The organism is Sphingobacterium anhuiense (assembly GCF_042686355.1).
GTDB lineage: Bacteria > Bacteroidota > Bacteroidia > Sphingobacteriales > Sphingobacteriaceae > Sphingobacterium > Sphingobacterium anhuiense.
This window is the reverse complement of record NZ_JBHUPE010000004.1, coordinates 1,172,581-1,189,147: the sequence shown is the minus strand read 5'-3', so window position 1 is coordinate 1,189,147 and position 16,567 is coordinate 1,172,581. Positions and strand designations below refer to the sequence as shown.

18 protein-coding genes are annotated in these 16,567 nt (G+C 37.3%); 17 read left to right on the top strand and 1 reads right to left on the bottom strand.

Annotated elements, in window-relative coordinates:
• Window positions 1-31: 31 nt before the first annotated feature.
• The 13 genes from ACFS6I_RS10860 (at window position 32) to ACFS6I_RS10800 (ending at window position 10,815) form a co-directional block, all read left to right on the top strand.
• Window positions 32-619 carry a hypothetical protein gene (locus ACFS6I_RS10860; protein WP_380920403.1) on the top strand — a complete coding sequence of 196 codons (588 nt, stop codon included), beginning with the start codon at window positions 32-34 and terminating at the stop codon, window positions 617-619.
• Between the two features lie 93 nt (window positions 620-712).
• Window positions 713-1,117 carry a DUF5675 family protein gene (locus ACFS6I_RS10855; protein ID WP_380920401.1) on the top strand — a complete coding sequence of 135 codons (405 nt, stop codon included), beginning with the start codon at window positions 713-715 and terminating at the stop codon, window positions 1,115-1,117.
• 216 nt (window positions 1,118-1,333) lie between these two features.
• The gene (locus ACFS6I_RS10850; RefSeq protein WP_380920399.1) at window positions 1,334-1,780 is read left to right on the top strand and encodes a hypothetical protein; all 447 of its coding nucleotides are present in this window, start codon (window positions 1,334-1,336) and stop codon (window positions 1,778-1,780) included.
• A gap of 747 nt (window positions 1,781-2,527) precedes the next feature.
• Entirely contained in the window at window positions 2,528-3,586 is a 1,059-nt protein-coding gene (locus tag ACFS6I_RS10845; protein WP_380920397.1) for a hypothetical protein, read from the top strand.
• 7 nt (window positions 3,587-3,593) lie between these two features.
• The gene (locus ACFS6I_RS10840) at window positions 3,594-4,658 is read left to right on the top strand and encodes a hypothetical protein (RefSeq protein ID WP_380920395.1); all 1,065 of its coding nucleotides are present in this window, start codon (window positions 3,594-3,596) and stop codon (window positions 4,656-4,658) included.
• A gap of 4 nt (window positions 4,659-4,662) precedes the next feature.
• Complete coding sequence (locus tag ACFS6I_RS10835) at window positions 4,663-5,364, top strand: hypothetical protein (RefSeq protein ID WP_380920393.1); 702 nt, start codon at window positions 4,663-4,665, stop codon at window positions 5,362-5,364.
• A 3-nt stretch (window positions 5,365-5,367) separates the two neighbouring features.
• On the top strand, window positions 5,368-6,018 hold the full coding sequence (locus ACFS6I_RS10830; RefSeq protein ID WP_380920391.1) for a hypothetical protein: 651 nt from the start codon (window positions 5,368-5,370) through the stop codon (window positions 6,016-6,018).
• 10 nt (window positions 6,019-6,028) lie between these two features.
• Window positions 6,029-6,988, top strand: coding sequence for a hypothetical protein (locus ACFS6I_RS10825; RefSeq protein ID WP_380920389.1), 960 nt, complete (start codon window positions 6,029-6,031; stop codon window positions 6,986-6,988).
• Window positions 6,989-7,055: 67 nt separating this feature from the next.
• A complete protein-coding gene (locus tag ACFS6I_RS10820; protein ID WP_380920387.1) occupies window positions 7,056-7,952 on the top strand; it encodes a hypothetical protein in 897 nt (298 codons plus the stop codon).
• 44 nt (window positions 7,953-7,996) lie between these two features.
• Window positions 7,997-8,851, top strand: coding sequence for a hypothetical protein (locus ACFS6I_RS10815; protein ID WP_380920385.1), 855 nt, complete (start codon window positions 7,997-7,999; stop codon window positions 8,849-8,851).
• Between the two features lie 8 nt (window positions 8,852-8,859).
• Window positions 8,860-9,651, top strand: coding sequence for a hypothetical protein (locus ACFS6I_RS10810; protein ID WP_380920384.1), 792 nt, complete (start codon window positions 8,860-8,862; stop codon window positions 9,649-9,651).
• Between the two features lie 29 nt (window positions 9,652-9,680).
• Window positions 9,681-10,472 (top strand): hypothetical protein, encoded by a 792-nt coding sequence (locus ACFS6I_RS10805; RefSeq protein WP_380920382.1) that lies wholly within the window; start codon window positions 9,681-9,683, stop codon window positions 10,470-10,472.
• Window positions 10,473-10,566: 94 nt separating this feature from the next.
• Window positions 10,567-10,815: a hypothetical protein gene (locus tag ACFS6I_RS10800; protein WP_380920380.1), complete on the top strand. Its 249-nt coding sequence runs from the start codon at window positions 10,567-10,569 to the stop codon at window positions 10,813-10,815.
• A gap of 161 nt (window positions 10,816-10,976) precedes the next feature.
• On the opposite strand, the gene ACFS6I_RS10795 is transcribed toward ACFS6I_RS10800, so the two are convergent.
• Window positions 10,977-11,951, bottom strand: a complete 975-nt coding sequence (locus tag ACFS6I_RS10795) for a hypothetical protein (RefSeq protein WP_380920378.1) — start codon at window positions 11,949-11,951, stop codon at window positions 10,977-10,979.
• A 205-nt stretch (window positions 11,952-12,156) separates the two neighbouring features.
• On the opposite strand from ACFS6I_RS10795, the gene ACFS6I_RS10790 reads away from it, so the two are divergent.
• The 4 genes from ACFS6I_RS10790 to ACFS6I_RS10775 are packed head-to-tail and all read left to right on the top strand — an operon-like array spanning window position 12,157 to window position 16,559.
• A complete protein-coding gene (locus ACFS6I_RS10790; RefSeq protein ID WP_380920376.1) occupies window positions 12,157-12,573 on the top strand; it encodes a type IV pilin protein in 417 nt (138 codons plus the stop codon).
• Between the two features lies 1 nt (window position 12,574).
• Window positions 12,575-13,090: a hypothetical protein gene (locus tag ACFS6I_RS10785; protein WP_380920374.1), complete on the top strand. Its 516-nt coding sequence runs from the start codon at window positions 12,575-12,577 to the stop codon at window positions 13,088-13,090.
• 50 nt (window positions 13,091-13,140) lie between these two features.
• Window positions 13,141-14,568 (top strand): GspE/PulE family protein, encoded by a 1,428-nt coding sequence (locus ACFS6I_RS10780; protein WP_380920372.1) that lies wholly within the window; start codon window positions 13,141-13,143, stop codon window positions 14,566-14,568.
• Window positions 14,569-14,570: 2 nt separating this feature from the next.
• On the top strand, window positions 14,571-16,559 hold the full coding sequence (locus ACFS6I_RS10775) for a secretin and TonB N-terminal domain-containing protein (RefSeq protein ID WP_380920370.1): 1,989 nt from the start codon (window positions 14,571-14,573) through the stop codon (window positions 16,557-16,559).
• Window positions 16,560-16,567: the final 8 nt, after the last annotated feature.

Below are 16,567 nucleotides of genomic sequence, written 5' to 3'. Positions count from 1 at the left end.
ATTTTTAACGCATAAATTAAAGAACAAAATTATGGCAAAATCCAGAGACAACGTCGTGATGCAGGGTGCATCCGGCAGAATTGGAAAAACATTGGTATTCCGCCAAAAAGGAGATCAGACGATCATTGCACGCACAGGTAAAAAACGTGCCGATGGAAAACCCTATACAGAGAAACAGCTTAAAGTGCAGAACCGTTTTCTAGACGCTTCGCTCTATGCTAAAAAAGCAATTCTGGACATACCGCTGAAGGCATTATATGAGGCAAAAGCCAATATCAATCAGACAGCCTACAACGTCGCTTTCAAAGATTACTTTACAGCACCTACGGTGCGCCGTCTTGATGACCGGAACTACTTCGGTGAGATCGGAGATGTGATCAAGCTGATGATCAAAGATGTGCTCAAAGTAACGCATGTTACGATTGATATTGTAGATAGCAGTGATACACTTATTGAAACAGGTGTGGCTACTGCCTTGGATGAAGGAGGCATCGAGTGGGAGTATATCGTCAAGGCAGACAATCTGGATTATGAAAATACCCGGTATCGGATCAGTATGGTCGATACACCAGAAAATACCACTGTAGTATTGGTGGAATATGGGCAGGGCATGATCTAAGAATTTATTTTTAACAGCATCATTATCAAGTTTTAGGTACTCCTAGGCAAACCTAGAGCTTGATATGATTTAATCCTTAAATGATAAAAACAGATGGTAGAAAAACATACCCTACAGCTCCAGCGGATTTATGGAACGCAGGGAACAAATGGAACAATAACCTTTCAGGACGAGAAAATTTGCCATTGCATTGAACTGCCTTGGCGTAACAATATCACGCAGATCAGTTGTATTCCGGCAGGGAAGTATCGGCTAGAAAAAAGAAAATTCAAAATACATGGCGAACAGATCGCAATCCCGGCAGTAATAAGGCGTGAAGCCATATTGATCCATGCCGCAAACAATGCTTTAAAAGAGCTGCAGGGATGCATAGCACCGGTGACCCATCTGTCAGGAGAAGGCATAGGGACAGAAAGTAGAAAAGCTTTAGAAAAGCTAAAAGCACTGGTTTATGGACTTTGGGATAACGAAGCAGAAGTCTATTTGCATATAAAATAACGTATAAAGGTGTTCACAAAGTGACTAGTTGGGCAGTAGTAAATACGAGGATCTAACCAACTAACTCACTAGCCTTCTAACCGTTTCTTTGTGCAAACGTGACTAGTTACTACGTTACTAACCTGCTAACCAACTAACCCTCTAAGCGTTTCTTTGTTCACTCCGTCACTTGTCACTCCGTTACTAATAAACTAACTAACCTTTAAAAAAAACAAAATGAAAATTATCAAAACATTGAACAAAATAGTACAGACCATACTTATGGCACCCATAAAATTACCCGGAAAAGCCCTTAGCATCATCAAGTACATTGCATTGGGCCTGGGTATTATCGAAACAGTGGTCGATGATAAAGAAGAACAAAATGCGGACAAGCAACTTTCAAAATCACCAGATCTGGATGCGGAATCTAGGTTGGCAGAGCAGACTTTGGGTAGCGCGTTCGAAAAGGACAAAGTCAGATCGTTATCTTCGGATCATGCAGACGTAGACAAAATGAAGACATCAGAAAATCAATTGTCAGACACATTAAAAGTGGATCAAGGTATAATTGAATACGAATGGGAACCAGAAAGCTACGTAGTTGGAAATGGAGAGAATAACGAAACCGAACCGCAGGATAGTTTCGAAAAAGGAAAGGAGGTTCCCGATGAAGGCCAATGATATCCGTGTCGGTACATTAGGAGGAACAATCTGTTCCATATGGGCGAGCATTTCTTTCGGTGATATCCTGCAGACAGCCTGCATGGCTGCGGTAGGAACCATCGTGAGCTACATCACCAGCCGATTGGTCTCCCGGATTAGAAAACGCTAAGGAGAGAATAACATGTGCAGCGCCTTGCCGTTGGACCTGCTAAGAGTACAGCACCTTCGGGTGCTTACTTTTTAACTAACTATCCAGCCATCTAACCAGCTAACTATCTAACAAACTCACAATTCCTGTCTTGTTACTTGTCACTCAGTCACTCGTTTACTCCGTCACTTTCTTTCCAACCCACTAACCCTTTTTATACTGACTTCGTTACTATGTTACTTGTCACTCCGTCACTCGTTTACTCCGTTACTATCTTCCTAACCTTCTAACCTTTTAATTTTCCTAATACTAAGTATATTAATGGTGTAAAATATTAATTTTTCAATTATTTTATTTAATTTTATCACCAATTGAAAAGTTTCATATTAGCCTGAAGCACTATTTTTATTAACTATCGCGTATATTCTATTTTTTAAACAGTACATATATATTAAATCCACATATTTTAATTGCTGGATCATAATTAATTACATCATGTTGTCATCCATTATAATTGAAGTTTTTATACGCTAAAAGGCCATTATTCAATATGTTAATCAACCTCCGCTGCATAATAGTAGCACAGAAAAATCCAGATATAAAATCTATAAAAAATCATGTGTAAAAAATTACTCTTTGCTACAATATTTTTATGTACTGTAAACAATCTTAAGGCTCAAAATTTAGTCAACCTGTCAGGATGGGTCACAGGTTCGGATCCGATCGTCGGGTTTCGGAATGTGGGAGACCAAAGTGAGAATAGCCGTGAATGGGGTATAGGTCCACATGGTACACCGGTCGTATTATGGAAAAGTAAACCTAGTGGTAATGGTAACAGTGACGGAGGATTTGATGGAGAAGATATCAATATTAATCATCAAAAAATGTATCGATTTTCGGTTTGGGTAAAAAAGTCAAATTCGCAGGATGGTGCAACTTATATAGGTTGTGGGCACGTAAACCATCTTTCTGATTTACCAAATTCGAATCCATATTTTTGGGCAGGAGATCTTCCCAAACTAGACAAATGGTATCTGGTAGTAGGCTATGTTCATGCAAGTAATGATCCATCGACAGAAAGTTTCGGTGGTATTTACGATGGATCGACTGGTCAGAAAATTACATCTACAACGGATTTTAAATTTCGTTCTAACTATCCATTAGCGATGATTAGAACTTTTCTCTATGATGATGCCAATACCGCAGATTGCCAATATATCTATGGACCTAGAATAGAGGAAGTTAACGGAAATGAACCCACTATCGCTTCATTGCTAAGTGTAGAAAACAATCAGACTGATGTATACTTTCCTGGGAAAGTCGGAATCAAAACCAAAATACCTGGTGACTATGATCTGGCGGTGAACGGCAAAATCCGTAGCCATGAAATCAAGGTTGAAAGCACAGCGTCAACCTGGCCTGACTATGTATTCAAAAAGGAATATGATTTGAAACAACTGGACGCTGTCGAAGCCTTCATCGCAAAAAATGGGCATCTTCCAGAAGTGCCTAAAGCGAAGGATATTGAAGCAAATGGCGTTGAGCTTGGTGAAATGAATAAGATTCTATTAAAGAAAATTGAAGAACTCACATTGTACATCATTCAGGAGAAAAAGTCTAATGCTGATCAGTTGCTGGAATTAAAGAAAGAAATCGAAGATTTAAAAAAGAAGTAATCAGTTTATGAAAAGAAAATTTACGCTGATAGCAGCAATAGGTACTATGATCTGTTTGAGTGAAGCAAGAGGACAATCGGCTTATTTAACTATTCCTGATACCAGAAACACAATTACACTGCCGACGGATTATAATCTAAAATTAAAATCTGAATTTAAACGTGGGGATATCATGGGTTTACCTAATAGTGGGTATGCTTATATCTTAGGGTTGAGGGGATCGTCAGAGGATTCTGGAGGCCCGGCACATGAACTGGCGTTTTCTCCAACTAAACTTTATTTGCGATCAGGCACAAATGCCGGAGGTTGGCAAGCATGGCGGGAGCTGTTGATCGCAAATACGGGAGGCTATTTTGGTATAGGTACAGATAATCCACGGGAAAAACTTGAAATTTTAGATGGTGCTCTAAAAATTGGAAATACTTCTTTTGGAAATAATTATGACAAATCACCAAAAAACTACACAACAGTTGGGAGTGATAATCATGGTTCTCTTATTTTCGGTTCTAATGTCTTCATTGAAAGTTACAGCAATGTTAATCGTTCCTCATTACGTACAGCGATGGAACATTCATCAATGGCAGGTGCAGCTATAGTTATACCCGGAAACCTGCAAAATAATCAAGGTTCAATTATTTTTCATACAACTGCTCCAGCTGTAACACAGGAAGATAAGCCATTCGATAGCCCGCGTATGATCATTAATGCCGCTGGAAATGTAGGTATTGGTACCATTTCACCGCAAGAATTATTATCCGTAAAAGGTAATATTCGTGCACACCAGATTAAAGTGGAGACTTCAAACTGGCCTGATTATGTTTTTCAACCTGATTATGATTTAAAGTCTTTAGAATCAGTTGAAAAATACATTAATGAGAATGGACATCTACCAGAGCTACCAAAAGCTGAAGTAATTCATAAAGAAGGTTATTCGCTTAATGAGATGGATAAGATTTTACTCAAGAAAATAGAAGAACTCACACTCTACATCATTCAGGAGAAAAAATCAAATGCGGAGCAGCTATTGAAATTGGAAAAAGAGATTGAAACATTAAAAATATCAAATAAGTAATCTTATGAAAAAGAGAATCATTTTAATTGCCTCAATGGGTCTTTTGCTTTGTTTGAGTGAAGTAAAGGCACAAGCGCTATATCTTGGTATTGCTGATGAAAGAGACAGAGCTACAATACCAACAGATTATAATCGCGTATTAAAATCTGAGTTTAAGCGGGGGAATATTATTGGTTTACCCACAACGGCTTATGTCTATACGTTGGGGCTAAGAGGCTGGTCTGATGATTCTGGTGGTCCTGCACACGAAATGGCTTTTGCAGCCAATAAACTTTATTTTAGATCAGGAACTACAGCTGCCGGTTGGGCAACGTGGAGACAGGTGTTAGTAACTAATAATTCCGGATTTGTAGGCATAGGTACCGATGCCCCAAAAGAAATGTTGTCTGTAAACGGTAACATCCGTGCACACCAGATTAAAGTGGAGACCTCAAACTGGCCTGACTATGTTTTCAAGGATGAATATCAGGTTCCAACATTAGTTGAAATGGAAAAGTTCATTAAAGAAAATGGTCACCTTCCAGAAGTTCCAAAAGCAGAGACAGTAGAAAAAGAAGGTTATTCTTTAAATGATATGGATAAAATCCTGTTGAAAAAAGTGGAGGAACTGACTTTGATATTAATTGATAAGGATAAACAGTTGAAACAGCAAAATGATACGTTACAAGAAGTACTTGTGAGGTTAAATAAATTAGAAGGAAAATAAGATATGAAAAAAAGCATGAAAATTTTATGGAGTCTATTCTTATCGTTACCGCTTACTGCTTTCGCGCAAACAACTTTTCCAGGAATAGATATCAGCTTAGGAACTCCGGCCTATGGAATAAATATTAAAACAAATTTTGGTCAATCAGGCGGATGGGCTCGGGGATATAATATTTCAAATCAGGATGGCACAGAGCGTCTTGTTGCATTCGGAGCTTTTGGGAGAATGGATAACGGTGTTTCAAAAATCAATTTTGCATATATAGGCCGAGATTATAATGATACGTTTATGACCTTTTTGCCAAATGGCTATGTAGGTGTTGGAACAGTTGCTCCAAAAGAAATGTTATCCGTAAATGGTAATATTAGAGCAAAGCAGATTAAAGTAGAAACCACAAACTGGCCAGATTATGTATTCAACGAAAATTATCAATTACCTTCTCTAAAAGAAACTGAAAAGTTCATTCAAAGAAACGGACATCTCCCAGAAGTTCCAAAAGCAGAAACGGTAGAAAAAGAAGGATACTCTTTAAATGAAATGGATAAGATCCTTTTAAAAAAAATTGAGGAATTAACATTGCACATCATAGATCTGGATAAAACTAACCAAAAGCAACAACAGCTGATTGATAAATTATTACTAGAAAAAAAATAAAATAGATAAAATGAATAAATCATTTTGGAAAAGTATAATTCCATTTGTATGCTTAGTCTGTAGTTATTTTAGTGGGCAAGCTCAAGTAACAACAATATCGGGAGATTATATCCATAAGGTCATCAATGCGGCAGCCAATGGTCATTATACCAATTCATTGATACTCCTGCACGAAATCTATGATGGAACGCTAATCGGAGACAATTACACTGTGGGTACAATTGTAGCAAGAAGAGGCGCCGCTACAGATTTAAATCGACTTAATGTTGCGAATATTAATAGCTCATCAGCTTATAATGCAATCTATGCAAATTTAATTTCTAATGATGAAGATTCATTTTCTTGGAAATTGAAAACCTGTAAATATAACGGAAAGAGATACCTGGCACTTGACGTACCATATCTGGGAGCTCACCATACACATGGTTTTCAATTCTCTGGATGGACAAGATCGACAGGAACGAGCTTGGAATTTGTGGTTTATGCTGTTAATGGTGTCCCACAAAATACAAATGTTTTATCGGAAATAGTAGATTATAAACCAACAAGACAGTTAACGCATCACGTGTCTAACTTTAATATTTTAGGTAAGGTGGGAATAGGTACTAATAATCCGACAGAGGAATTATCCGTCAAAGGTAATATTCGTGCACACCAGATCAAAGTAGAAAGTACAGCTTCAACCTGGCCAGATTATGTTTTTAAAGATGATTACCAGATTCCGTCATTAGTAGAAACTGAAAAGTTCATTAAAGAAAATGGTCACCTTTCAGAAGTTCCAAAAGCAGAAACAGTCGGAAGAGAAGGATATTCCTTAAATGAAATGGACAAAACCTTACTGAAGAAAATCGAAGAGATTACGCTGCATTTGATACAGAAAGATAAAGAAGTAACCAAACAGCATGATGAAATCGATAATCTGAAGAACGTTATTGAGCAGTTGCGAACGGAGATTAAAATGAAGAAATAATACTTTATCATTAGGAGAAATAAATGAATTATTCGATAAAAATCAATTCCAAATAATACAGATACTTATGAATACAAAAAAAATGATTCAAAACCTGAGAATACTTGTAGTCTTGGGTTTACTTTTTTTAATAAAACCAATACAGGCACAGGTTTATCCAGATATTGCTAGGGCATCATTTACCACTACACCGGTTAATGGAGTAAAGATTAAGACAAATATTCCATTTGTTTCCTCTGTAGATATGGTATCGTTAGAAATTAAGGGATTCAGTTACGGAATATCAGCTTCGCTGGATTTGCATCTATGCTTTTATCTTTTTTCAAATGCTTCGGGTGTATATTTTCATGCCCCAACGATATCTTCCTCTGGTGCTCATACTCCTCAAATACTGCTAGCGAATGAAAATAGTAAAGTAGTTATTTTCATGGTAGATAAGGTATATCACCAAAAATTGTATCTCAACGCATATTCGGGATTAAATAGACCAACATATTATACAGGCTGGACCATTGTTGATGAAGCTTTAACAGGGACCAGCATCGCAGAACCCATTTACAAAAATAGTTTTAAAGGAGAAATCACATTACCTGGTGGAAAGTGGACAAGTGTTGGTAACGTAGGTATTGGGACTGATGCTCCTTTAGAAAAACTTTCTGTCAATGGAAATATCAGAGCTCATCAGATCAAAGTCGAAACTGCAAACTGGCCAGATTATGTTTTTAAGGATGACTATCAGCTAAAGTCTTTAAGTGAAACAGAAAAATTCATTCAGACAAATGGGCATCTTCCTGAAGTGCCAAAAGCAGAAATAATAGAAAAAGAAGGCTATTCTTTGAATGAAATGGATAAAATTCTATTAAAGAAGATTGAAGAGCTGACCCTACATCTGATTGAAAAGGATAAGAGATTGGAAAAAGTAGAAAAGAAACTATTGGAGTATGAAGCTGTCAGTAAAAAATAGACGAAACAAATTTTGTATTGAAATTACTTTATAAACATATTATAATGAAAAAGATAACTTTATTTCTTCTTTTGGGATTAGGAACGAATGCTGTTCTCGCACAGACAAATACTTTTCCAACCACTGGAAATGTAGGCATAGGAACCAGTTCTCCAACCAAAAATCTGGACGTCATAGGTACTGTGAAAGCAAATGAAATCAATTTCCCTGCTACGCTTTATAATTTTGATAGTGCTCCAAGAACGCAGTTAGGTGCGATGAGCATTAAATTGTTTGATGATTATTTTACCTACAGACCAGGTGGTGTGAGCCCTGGATCAAATCGGTATGGAACTTTATTAGCCATGTATGGAAGACTATCCCATTGGCAATCTGATATGTATTTCGGGGCTGATGATAAGCGGATGTACTTCAGGATCAGTCAATGGAATAACGGAGCATCTGAAAATGGAACCGGACAATTTAATAACTGGCGAGTTGTTTTGGATTCGCACAGTGATGTAAAATCAACTGGAAAATTACTGGTATCTGGAACTGGAAATCACATAATTAGTAATGGCAATGTGGGAATCGGAACAGAAAGTCCAAAAGAAAAACTTTCTGTCAATGGAAATATCAGAGCACATCAGATCAAAGTCGAAACTGCAAACTGGCCAGATTATGTTTTTAAGGATGACTATAAGCTTAAGTCTTTAAGTGAAACAGAGAAATTCATTCAGAGAAATGGGCATCTTCCTGAAGTGCCAAAAGCAGAAATAATAGAAAAAGAAGGCTATTCATTGAATGAAATGGATAAGATTCTATTAAAGAAAATTGAAGAGCTAACGCTTCATCTGATTGAAAAGGATAAAAGAATTCAGGCTTTAGAAGAAAATATGAAGAAAATCAATCAAAAATAAATACCACTATGAAAAACATCCTTATTTTATTAATTTTTGTAACATTTGGGTTTACAAAGAGTTTTGCCCAATCAAGTACGTTTATCAAAACAATACAGGTTAGTGTATCGAACCGCGTAGCGTTACTAGATGCCGAAAATCAACCCTTAAAAGCAGGTAATCTTTATCGCGTAAAATTATCAACGATGAGTACCGGTATACGTACAGGTGCTGAATATTTAGTTTGGTTCAGCAATACAGATGTGAGTTGGAAAGTGAGAATGGTTACATCAAACGGAACTAATTCTAATCATCCGCAACTTGAGGTTGACAGTAATATTGTAAGATTATACACGAATCATGAAACTGCTTATCCTATAAAAGTGTATGCCGAAGTATTTAATTCTGGTAACGGTTATACACAACCCTCCATGTTTGGCTCTTCATTCCAATGGCAACGTTTAGTTAATAATACTTACTACATGGACGGAAATGTCGGTATCGGCACGAATGCACCAGGGGAGAAGCTTTCTGTCAATGGAAAGATTAGAGCACATGAAATTAAAGTAGAAAGTACAGCATCCACTTGGCCAGATTATGTATTTGAAGAGGAATATGATCTTCCATCATTAAAAAGCACAGCTGACTTTATCAAAGCAAATAAACATTTGCCTGGAGTCCCAACTGCAAATGACGTGGAAAAAGATGGAATTTCACTAGGGGAAATGAATAAGATATTGCTTCAGAAAATCGAGGAATTAACGCTTCATATGATCGAAATGAAAAGTGAAATTGAAGAATTGAAAAATACTCATAAATAGAAACCCCCCTTAAGTTGAAAATGATACATATGAAAAATATTCTAGTATTAATAGTGCTGATTTTTGGATCAACATTTTTAGCACATGGCCAGTCCGTTTCATTTGAAAAAGCAGTAGCGGCAAGTATTACAAATCGCGTCGCGTTAACCGATCAAAACAATCAAGGGCTTGCTATAGGAAGTATTTATCGCGTAAAGCTTTCAGTACAGGTAACGAATACGCGAACAGGTGCAGAGTATCTGGTGTGGTATAGTTTACCCGATACTATTTGGAAGATTAGATTAGTAAGTTCCAATGGAGTTTCCTCCAATCATCCTCAACTTGAAGTTACTGATAATATTGTCAGAGTATTTACGGATCATGCAACAAATTATGCGGTTAAAGTTTTTGTAGAAGGCTTTAATACTGGTAACGGTGCGGCAATACCATCAATGTTGGGATCTTCTTATCAATGGCAACGCTATATCAATAACCTTTACTACATGGACGGAAATGTTGGTATTGGAACAGATACGCCTAAAGAAAAACTATCCGTCAACGGAAATATCAGGGCACATCAGATCAAAGTCGAAACCACAAACTGGCCAGACTATGTTTTTAAGGACGACTATAAACTATCATCTTTAGAAGATACTGAAAAATTTATTCAGGCAAATGGCCACCTGCCACAGGTCCCTAAGGCAGAAACAGTTGAAAAAGAAGGTTATTCTTTGAATGAAATGGATAAAATCCTATTAAAGAAAATCGAAGAACTGACACTGCATCTTATTCGGTTAGATAAAGAGAACAAAGAACTAAAGGAATTAATTTTAAGAAAGTAATTGTTTCAGTTTTTAATATGAAGGATAATAACTTTTACGGTCTCTAAAGAAGCTCAAAAGCAATTTTTAAGCCTAGGTATTTATTATTAGTATTATGAATTTAATTGAGTTAAAGGATAAACTATATTGGAAAAATGTTCCAGATCGTTGGTATTGGTTAGATGAGGGTTTAAAACCAGATGCTTGCATTTTATATAAAAACTATGCAAAATGGGAATTCTTCTATTTAGATGAGAAAGGAGATAGACATGAATTTAAAGTTTTTAGTGATGTGAATGATGTATATGTCCATTTGTGGCAAAAAATGGAATATCAATTGGAGGGTTTTTCGAATAAAACCTAAAGACAGATAAAGTAGCTACCAGTACAAGTAGCAGAAAATAGATATGACTCGAGCTTCTAAAAGATCGAGTCATATATTTAATTTGTTTGCGTAAGGCAAAGATATTAATTTCAATTGCAGACTTCCTTACTGTCCTCAGTAAAGTAAGCAGCTGAATGATATTACTTTCTGATTTCCTTAAGCGCTGACTTCAACTCTAAAATAGCTTCATCTTGCTTCTTAGCGTGATCCGCAGCTTGCAGCATGTATAAGGTAAGCTCTTCAACTTTCTGGAGTAAAATCTTATTCATTTCTCCTAATGAAACACCTTCACGCTCAACAGTTGTCCCATTAGGGACATTTGGCAAATGTTTGTTTTGCACTATATATGTTTTTAAATCTTCCAATTTAGGTAAGTCGTAATCTTGATCAAATACATAGTCAGGCCATGTCGTTGCGCTACTTTCTACCTTAATTTCGTGCGCACGGATATTTCCGTTAACCGATAATTTTTCTCCTGGTGTAGTCGTACCAATACCGAAATTTCCCTGCGCAATGTAATGATTGTCATTCCCCTGAACACGTAAACTCGAAGTCGTCCACAAAGGATCGTTTGAAAATTTAGAAGGAGTAAAATCTGATATGACCGTAGGAGTGCCAATTGCAGGAAATTGTATTTGATTAGAGTTTTGAAGAGTCTGAACAATATTGCGACTATGGGTTACTCGAATACGACATTGTAAATAAGGCTTCATCTTTAAATAGATGGGAACTCCTTTATTTGGATAGCCACTTTGTACTACACCAAGGTCGAATTCGGGACCAAATTCCAAATCAAAATACTTTTCCCCCGAGCTTTCTACTAAAATCATCTGCTTTTCACCCCAATTGGCTCCAAAACCATAGCCTAAATTAACAATGTATTTGGCATAAGCAGGGACGTAAGAATCCTGAAAAACCTCGACTAGAATACTACCTCCATTTTGCCAGTGGTGCGTATTAAAAGAAAGTGTCATCGGTTGAAAACGAGAAACTTTGTCGTCTTGCGAACCATAAACCCCCAGTAGATTGTTATTGATTAACGGAGTTTGGGACCAACTTCTGATAGGAATAATTAAAACTAAAAGTAATAAAAGGATAAATTTAAATGATTTCATTGCGATTATATATAAATATGGTTTTTTAACTACGAGGATACATTTATTAATAATATCTTAGACTTTATAAGCGCACTGTGGAATTATTAGCGACAAATAAGCCCATTTTTTTAAATTTTTTCCCGGTTATGCGTAATTAATTTTTCCTTTAGACTAAAATCTTTATATTAGCACTGCCTAAGTAGATTTAGGTGTCAAAAGATTTATGAAAAGTATTTGGAAGAAAAAATTAAAGGCATATAGTTTGACCGAAATTTTAGTCGTGATGGTTATTATTGGCATCTTGGTATTGTTAGCCTTACCAAACTTAATGCCGCTGATAACAAAGGCGAAAAACACAGAAGCTAAAGTACAGTTACAGCATCTGCAGACCCTGGAAAAAAACTATTTTTATGAAAAGTCTAAGTATAGCACATCGCTAGACGATATCGGTTTCATACAGGAAAAGTTAAGCACGGATGGAAATGATGGTAAAGCAAATTACCGTATTGAAGTGGTACAGGCAGATCAGAACTCATTTTTAGGAAGAGCAACTGCAGTTGTAGATTTCGATGGGGATGGTGTTTTTAATGTTTGGGAAATAGACCAAGATAAAAATCTAAAGGAAGTAACACCAGATTAGCATGTTGGTGCAAGCAACCATCTACAGCTGTTTGTTAGCGATAGCCTTTTTTGATTTTAAAATGCGTGCTGTTTATACCTGGCTTTTTCCTGTTTTAGGAATAAGCCTTTTATGCTTAAAAATGCTGGAGTTAAGACCTGTCTTTTTAGACGGACAGATCGCAATAAATTTGCTCTTTCTGCTTATCCAGTTTGCGGTGTTGCAGCTTTACTTTAAGATCAAAACAGGTGTGTGGGGGCAGATAATGGATAAAAAAATGGGTTGGGGAGATGTTGCATTTTTATTATGCATAGCGTTATACCTTCCTTTTCTGCTTTTTTTTACATTTTATGTGGTCAGCCTCATTATAATCTTAGGTATAACAGCAGCGTTGCCGACATGGCGAAAAAGCAATATCGGTATTCCATTGGCAGGCTGTCAGGCATTGCTCTTTGGAATCTGCCTGGGCTTGGAAAAATTCAATGTGCTCGATTGGGAAACTTTGTTGATCAATGGAATAGAAAAATTAGCATTATAAATAGCTATATATTATCGAATTAGACTAATACAAAAGACTTAAATTATAAAGTGGGGAAAGAACCTATATTTTCATCCGAAGTACTGCATAGCATTTCACGGGATATTGCATGGCATTACCGTGTCATACCGTATGATATAAAAGAGAACGAAATTCACTTTTATATGGATAAGGCTGGAGATAAACGTGCACTCGAAGATGAACTCGCCATCATGTTTGACGAAAAGATTTTCTTAATAGAAACTCCGGGAACACAGATCGAACTTTGGTTAAATAAATATTATTTTGGAGAAAAAGTAACCGAACAGCAGGATTTTGTCAAAAATCTGGTTTTCAATACCGATTTCCTTGATAACCTGATATTCGAAGCCAAGCAGTTAAAAAGTAGTGATATTCATATTGAAACATATGAAAACCGTTGCCGTGTACGGGTACGTATAGATGGTATGATGGTGGAACGCTATGTGCTGCAGAAAGAAGATTACCCGGCTTTGATCAACAAGATCAAAATCATGGCAAATCTTGATATTGCAGAAAAAAGATTACCTCAGGATGGACGTATTCATTACCGTAGAAATCAGGATCAGTTCGATATTCGGGTTTCCGTATTGCCGACACTCCATGGGGAAAAAGTTGTATTGCGTCTGTTGAACAACAATGCGACAAATATCCAGTTGGACGCACTGGGCATGTCCGATGAAGATTACGAAAATTATCTTCACGGTGTCAAGAAACCAAATGGAATTCTGTTAATCAGCGGGCCTACTGGATCGGGGAAAACAACAACTTTGTACGCGACCTTAAAGCATCTCAATAAAACAACCAATAATATTCTAACCATTGAAGACCCCATCGAGTATACACTCGAAGGCGTTAATCAGGTACAGCTAAAAGAAAACATCGGATTATCATTCGGCGCTGCACTCCGTACCTTCTTACGTCAGGATCCCGACATCATTATGGTCGGGGAGATCAGGGATCCTGATACTGCTAATATGGCAATCAGAGCGGCGTTGACAGGTCACTTGGTGTTATCGACGATTCACACGAATTCCGCTTGGGGAACGGTTTCACGGTTGATTGATATGGGCATACCTAATTTCTTAATAGCAAATACATTAAATACAACTGTTGCGCAACGCCTGGTAAGAACGCTTTGTCCTTCATGTAAGGAGATACAGCCGATGCTGGAAGCGCAGTATCCCAAACAATTTAAGCCTTATTTTCATGTTGAACAACAGGCTGTAGCCGTAGGCTGTCCGAGCTGTTACTATACTGGATTTAAGGGACGTAAAGCCGTATACGAAATTATCCCCATGGATCAAGGTCTCGTAGATGAAATAAAAAAAGGAAATATGCAGGTCGATGAGCTGCTTAAAGAAAGAAAAATTAAAACTTTGGGGGAAAATGCATTTGAATTATTCGCCCAGCAGCAAACCACATTAGAAGAAATCTATCCGCTTTTGTTCAATTATTAAACATGAATTTTAAAATTATTATAATCACTATTTTGGTTAGTTTATGTGCCTTCACAAAAGGAATGGCACAGACGGCTGACGAAAATTTTCAACGTGTACAGCAGCGACTTGATGCATTGGCCATGACAGTGCCGGGATTAGAGAAAAAAGTAAAATTGTCGGTATCGGGGGTATCTGCACAGGAATTCCTCCGTGCATTGGCGCAGTCCAATGATCTGAATATCAACATCGATCCAAGTGTTAATTTCAGCATTGCAAATAACTTCACCGGTGAAACGGCAAAGAACGTTTTGCTCTTCCTTGCAAAGACTTATGGGTTGGATATTAATGTGATAGGATCTATTATGTCAATTAATAAATTACCTAATGCGCGTCCGGTATATCTAGTTAAAGAGGTGAAAGTGCAGTACAATCCGCAAAATAATGGATTGAGCTATGATCTTCAAAATGATACTTTAGCTAAAGTAGCGCAACGTATAAGTGCATTATCAGGTAAAAACCTGATTGTGCCGACCAACTTGTTGCAAAAGACTATAACAGGCTTCATGTCGGAAGCGCCATTTGAAACGGCATTGGAAAAATTGGCCTATGTAAACGGTCTGAAGTATAAGAAGACAAATGATGAGGTATATGTGTTTGAAGCACTGATCCCAGGCGAAGAATTGTTCATCAATGATGATCAGCAGACAGATGTTCGTTTCCGTCCAGGAAATGTCAACAATGGAGCCAATGGCATGAACAACGGTATGGGAGATATGAATGGTATGCAGGGGGGACAGCAAATGGGAGGTCAGCCCGGAAACTATGCGATGTATGGCAAAAACCAAAACGGTAAAGGAAAACTGTTCACCATTCAGGCATCCAATACTCCAATTTTGGAATTGATTAAACGTGCCTCAGAAGAAGCAAACGTAAATTATTTTATCTACAGCCAAATTGATGGTAGTATCACGACGAGTGTAAAGGATATTTCATTTGACCAGTTTTTAACTTCGATCTTCCAAGGGACACCTTATACTTATAAGGTTGATGACGGAATGTACTTGATCGGTAATCGTCGAAATGAGGGTTTACGTGAAAACAAGATTATCCATTTACAGCACCGTTCCCTTGACACCATGATGACCATGATTCCGATGGACTGGCGTAAAGATGTCGAGATTAAAGAATTTAGGGAACAAAACATGCTGCTGTTATCAGGTTCTGGACCACAGATCCGAGAGATCGAACAGTATATTAAAAAATTGGATAAGATGGTGCCGATGGTCCTGATTGAAGTCACCATGCTGGATATTCAAAAAGGAAATACATTAAAAACAGGGATCAGTATGGGGGTTGCAGATTCCATTCCTAAAGTAGGTGGAAGTATAGCTGATGGGATGGTATTTGGTTCCGGGTCCATTAATCGGTTTCTATCACAATTGGGCAAGAACAATTCCTTTAATATCGGAAAGGTAACACCTAATTTTTATGTCCGTTTGCAGGCATTGGAAGAAAATAAAAATGTGGAAATGCGTTCGGTTCCTAAGCTTTCGACCTTGAATGGTCACCACGCAAGCCTCAGCATCGGTAGTAAGCAGTATTACAAAACACAGACGCAGAACGTCATTCCTTCCTTACAGACCACTACGGTGACGACAGATCAATTTACAGCTGTTGATGCAAATTTGAAAATTGATATTTGGCCTGTTATTGCAGGTGATGATCAGATTACCTTAAAAATCAAAGTGGATATATCTGATTTCATAGGAAGTCCAGCTAAAAACGAGCCGCCACCGACTTCGAATAGTAAATTTGAATCCATCATCCGTGCACGTAATGAAGATATGATTGTATTGGGGGGTATTGAGCGAACAGAAAATGGCAACAGCGGCCGTGGTATTCCAATTTTATCGCGCATTCCGATTCTGAAATGGTTATTCAGCAGCCGCGAGAAAACAACGAAAAAAGTAGTTTCGGTGGTGTTTATTAAGGCTACGATTATTTATTAAACAAGAAC

What these genes read in the sequence shown, in the direction of transcription:
- ACFS6I_RS10860 (WP_380920403.1), top strand. Translation starts at nt 32, where the DNA reads ATGGCAAAATCCAGAGACAACGTCGTGATGCAGGGTGCATCCGGCAGA.
- ACFS6I_RS10855 (WP_380920401.1), top strand. Translation starts at nt 713, where the DNA reads ATGGTAGAAAAACATACCCTACAGCTCCAGCGGATTTATGGAACGCAG.
- ACFS6I_RS10850 (WP_380920399.1), top strand. Translation starts at nt 1,334, where the DNA reads ATGAAAATTATCAAAACATTGAACAAAATAGTACAGACCATACTTATG.
- ACFS6I_RS10845 (WP_380920397.1), top strand. Translation starts at nt 2,528, where the DNA reads ATGTGTAAAAAATTACTCTTTGCTACAATATTTTTATGTACTGTAAAC.
- ACFS6I_RS10840 (WP_380920395.1), top strand. Translation starts at nt 3,594, where the DNA reads ATGAAAAGAAAATTTACGCTGATAGCAGCAATAGGTACTATGATCTGT.
- ACFS6I_RS10835 (WP_380920393.1), top strand. Translation starts at nt 4,663, where the DNA reads ATGAAAAAGAGAATCATTTTAATTGCCTCAATGGGTCTTTTGCTTTGT.
- ACFS6I_RS10830 (WP_380920391.1), top strand. Translation starts at nt 5,368, where the DNA reads ATGAAAAAAAGCATGAAAATTTTATGGAGTCTATTCTTATCGTTACCG.
- ACFS6I_RS10825 (WP_380920389.1), top strand. Translation starts at nt 6,029, where the DNA reads ATGAATAAATCATTTTGGAAAAGTATAATTCCATTTGTATGCTTAGTC.
- ACFS6I_RS10820 (WP_380920387.1), top strand. Translation starts at nt 7,056, where the DNA reads ATGAATACAAAAAAAATGATTCAAAACCTGAGAATACTTGTAGTCTTG.
- ACFS6I_RS10815 (WP_380920385.1), top strand. Translation starts at nt 7,997, where the DNA reads ATGAAAAAGATAACTTTATTTCTTCTTTTGGGATTAGGAACGAATGCT.
- ACFS6I_RS10810 (WP_380920384.1), top strand. Translation starts at nt 8,860, where the DNA reads ATGAAAAACATCCTTATTTTATTAATTTTTGTAACATTTGGGTTTACA.
- ACFS6I_RS10805 (WP_380920382.1), top strand. Translation starts at nt 9,681, where the DNA reads ATGAAAAATATTCTAGTATTAATAGTGCTGATTTTTGGATCAACATTT.
- ACFS6I_RS10800 (WP_380920380.1), top strand. Translation starts at nt 10,567, where the DNA reads ATGAATTTAATTGAGTTAAAGGATAAACTATATTGGAAAAATGTTCCA.
- ACFS6I_RS10795 (WP_380920378.1), bottom strand. Translation starts at nt 11,951, where the DNA reads ATGAAATCATTTAAATTTATCCTTTTATTACTTTTAGTTTTAATTATT.
- ACFS6I_RS10790 (WP_380920376.1), top strand. Translation starts at nt 12,157, where the DNA reads ATGAAAAGTATTTGGAAGAAAAAATTAAAGGCATATAGTTTGACCGAA.
- ACFS6I_RS10785 (WP_380920374.1), top strand. Translation starts at nt 12,575, where the DNA reads ATGTTGGTGCAAGCAACCATCTACAGCTGTTTGTTAGCGATAGCCTTT.
- ACFS6I_RS10775 (WP_380920370.1), top strand. Translation starts at nt 14,571, where the DNA reads ATGAATTTTAAAATTATTATAATCACTATTTTGGTTAGTTTATGTGCC.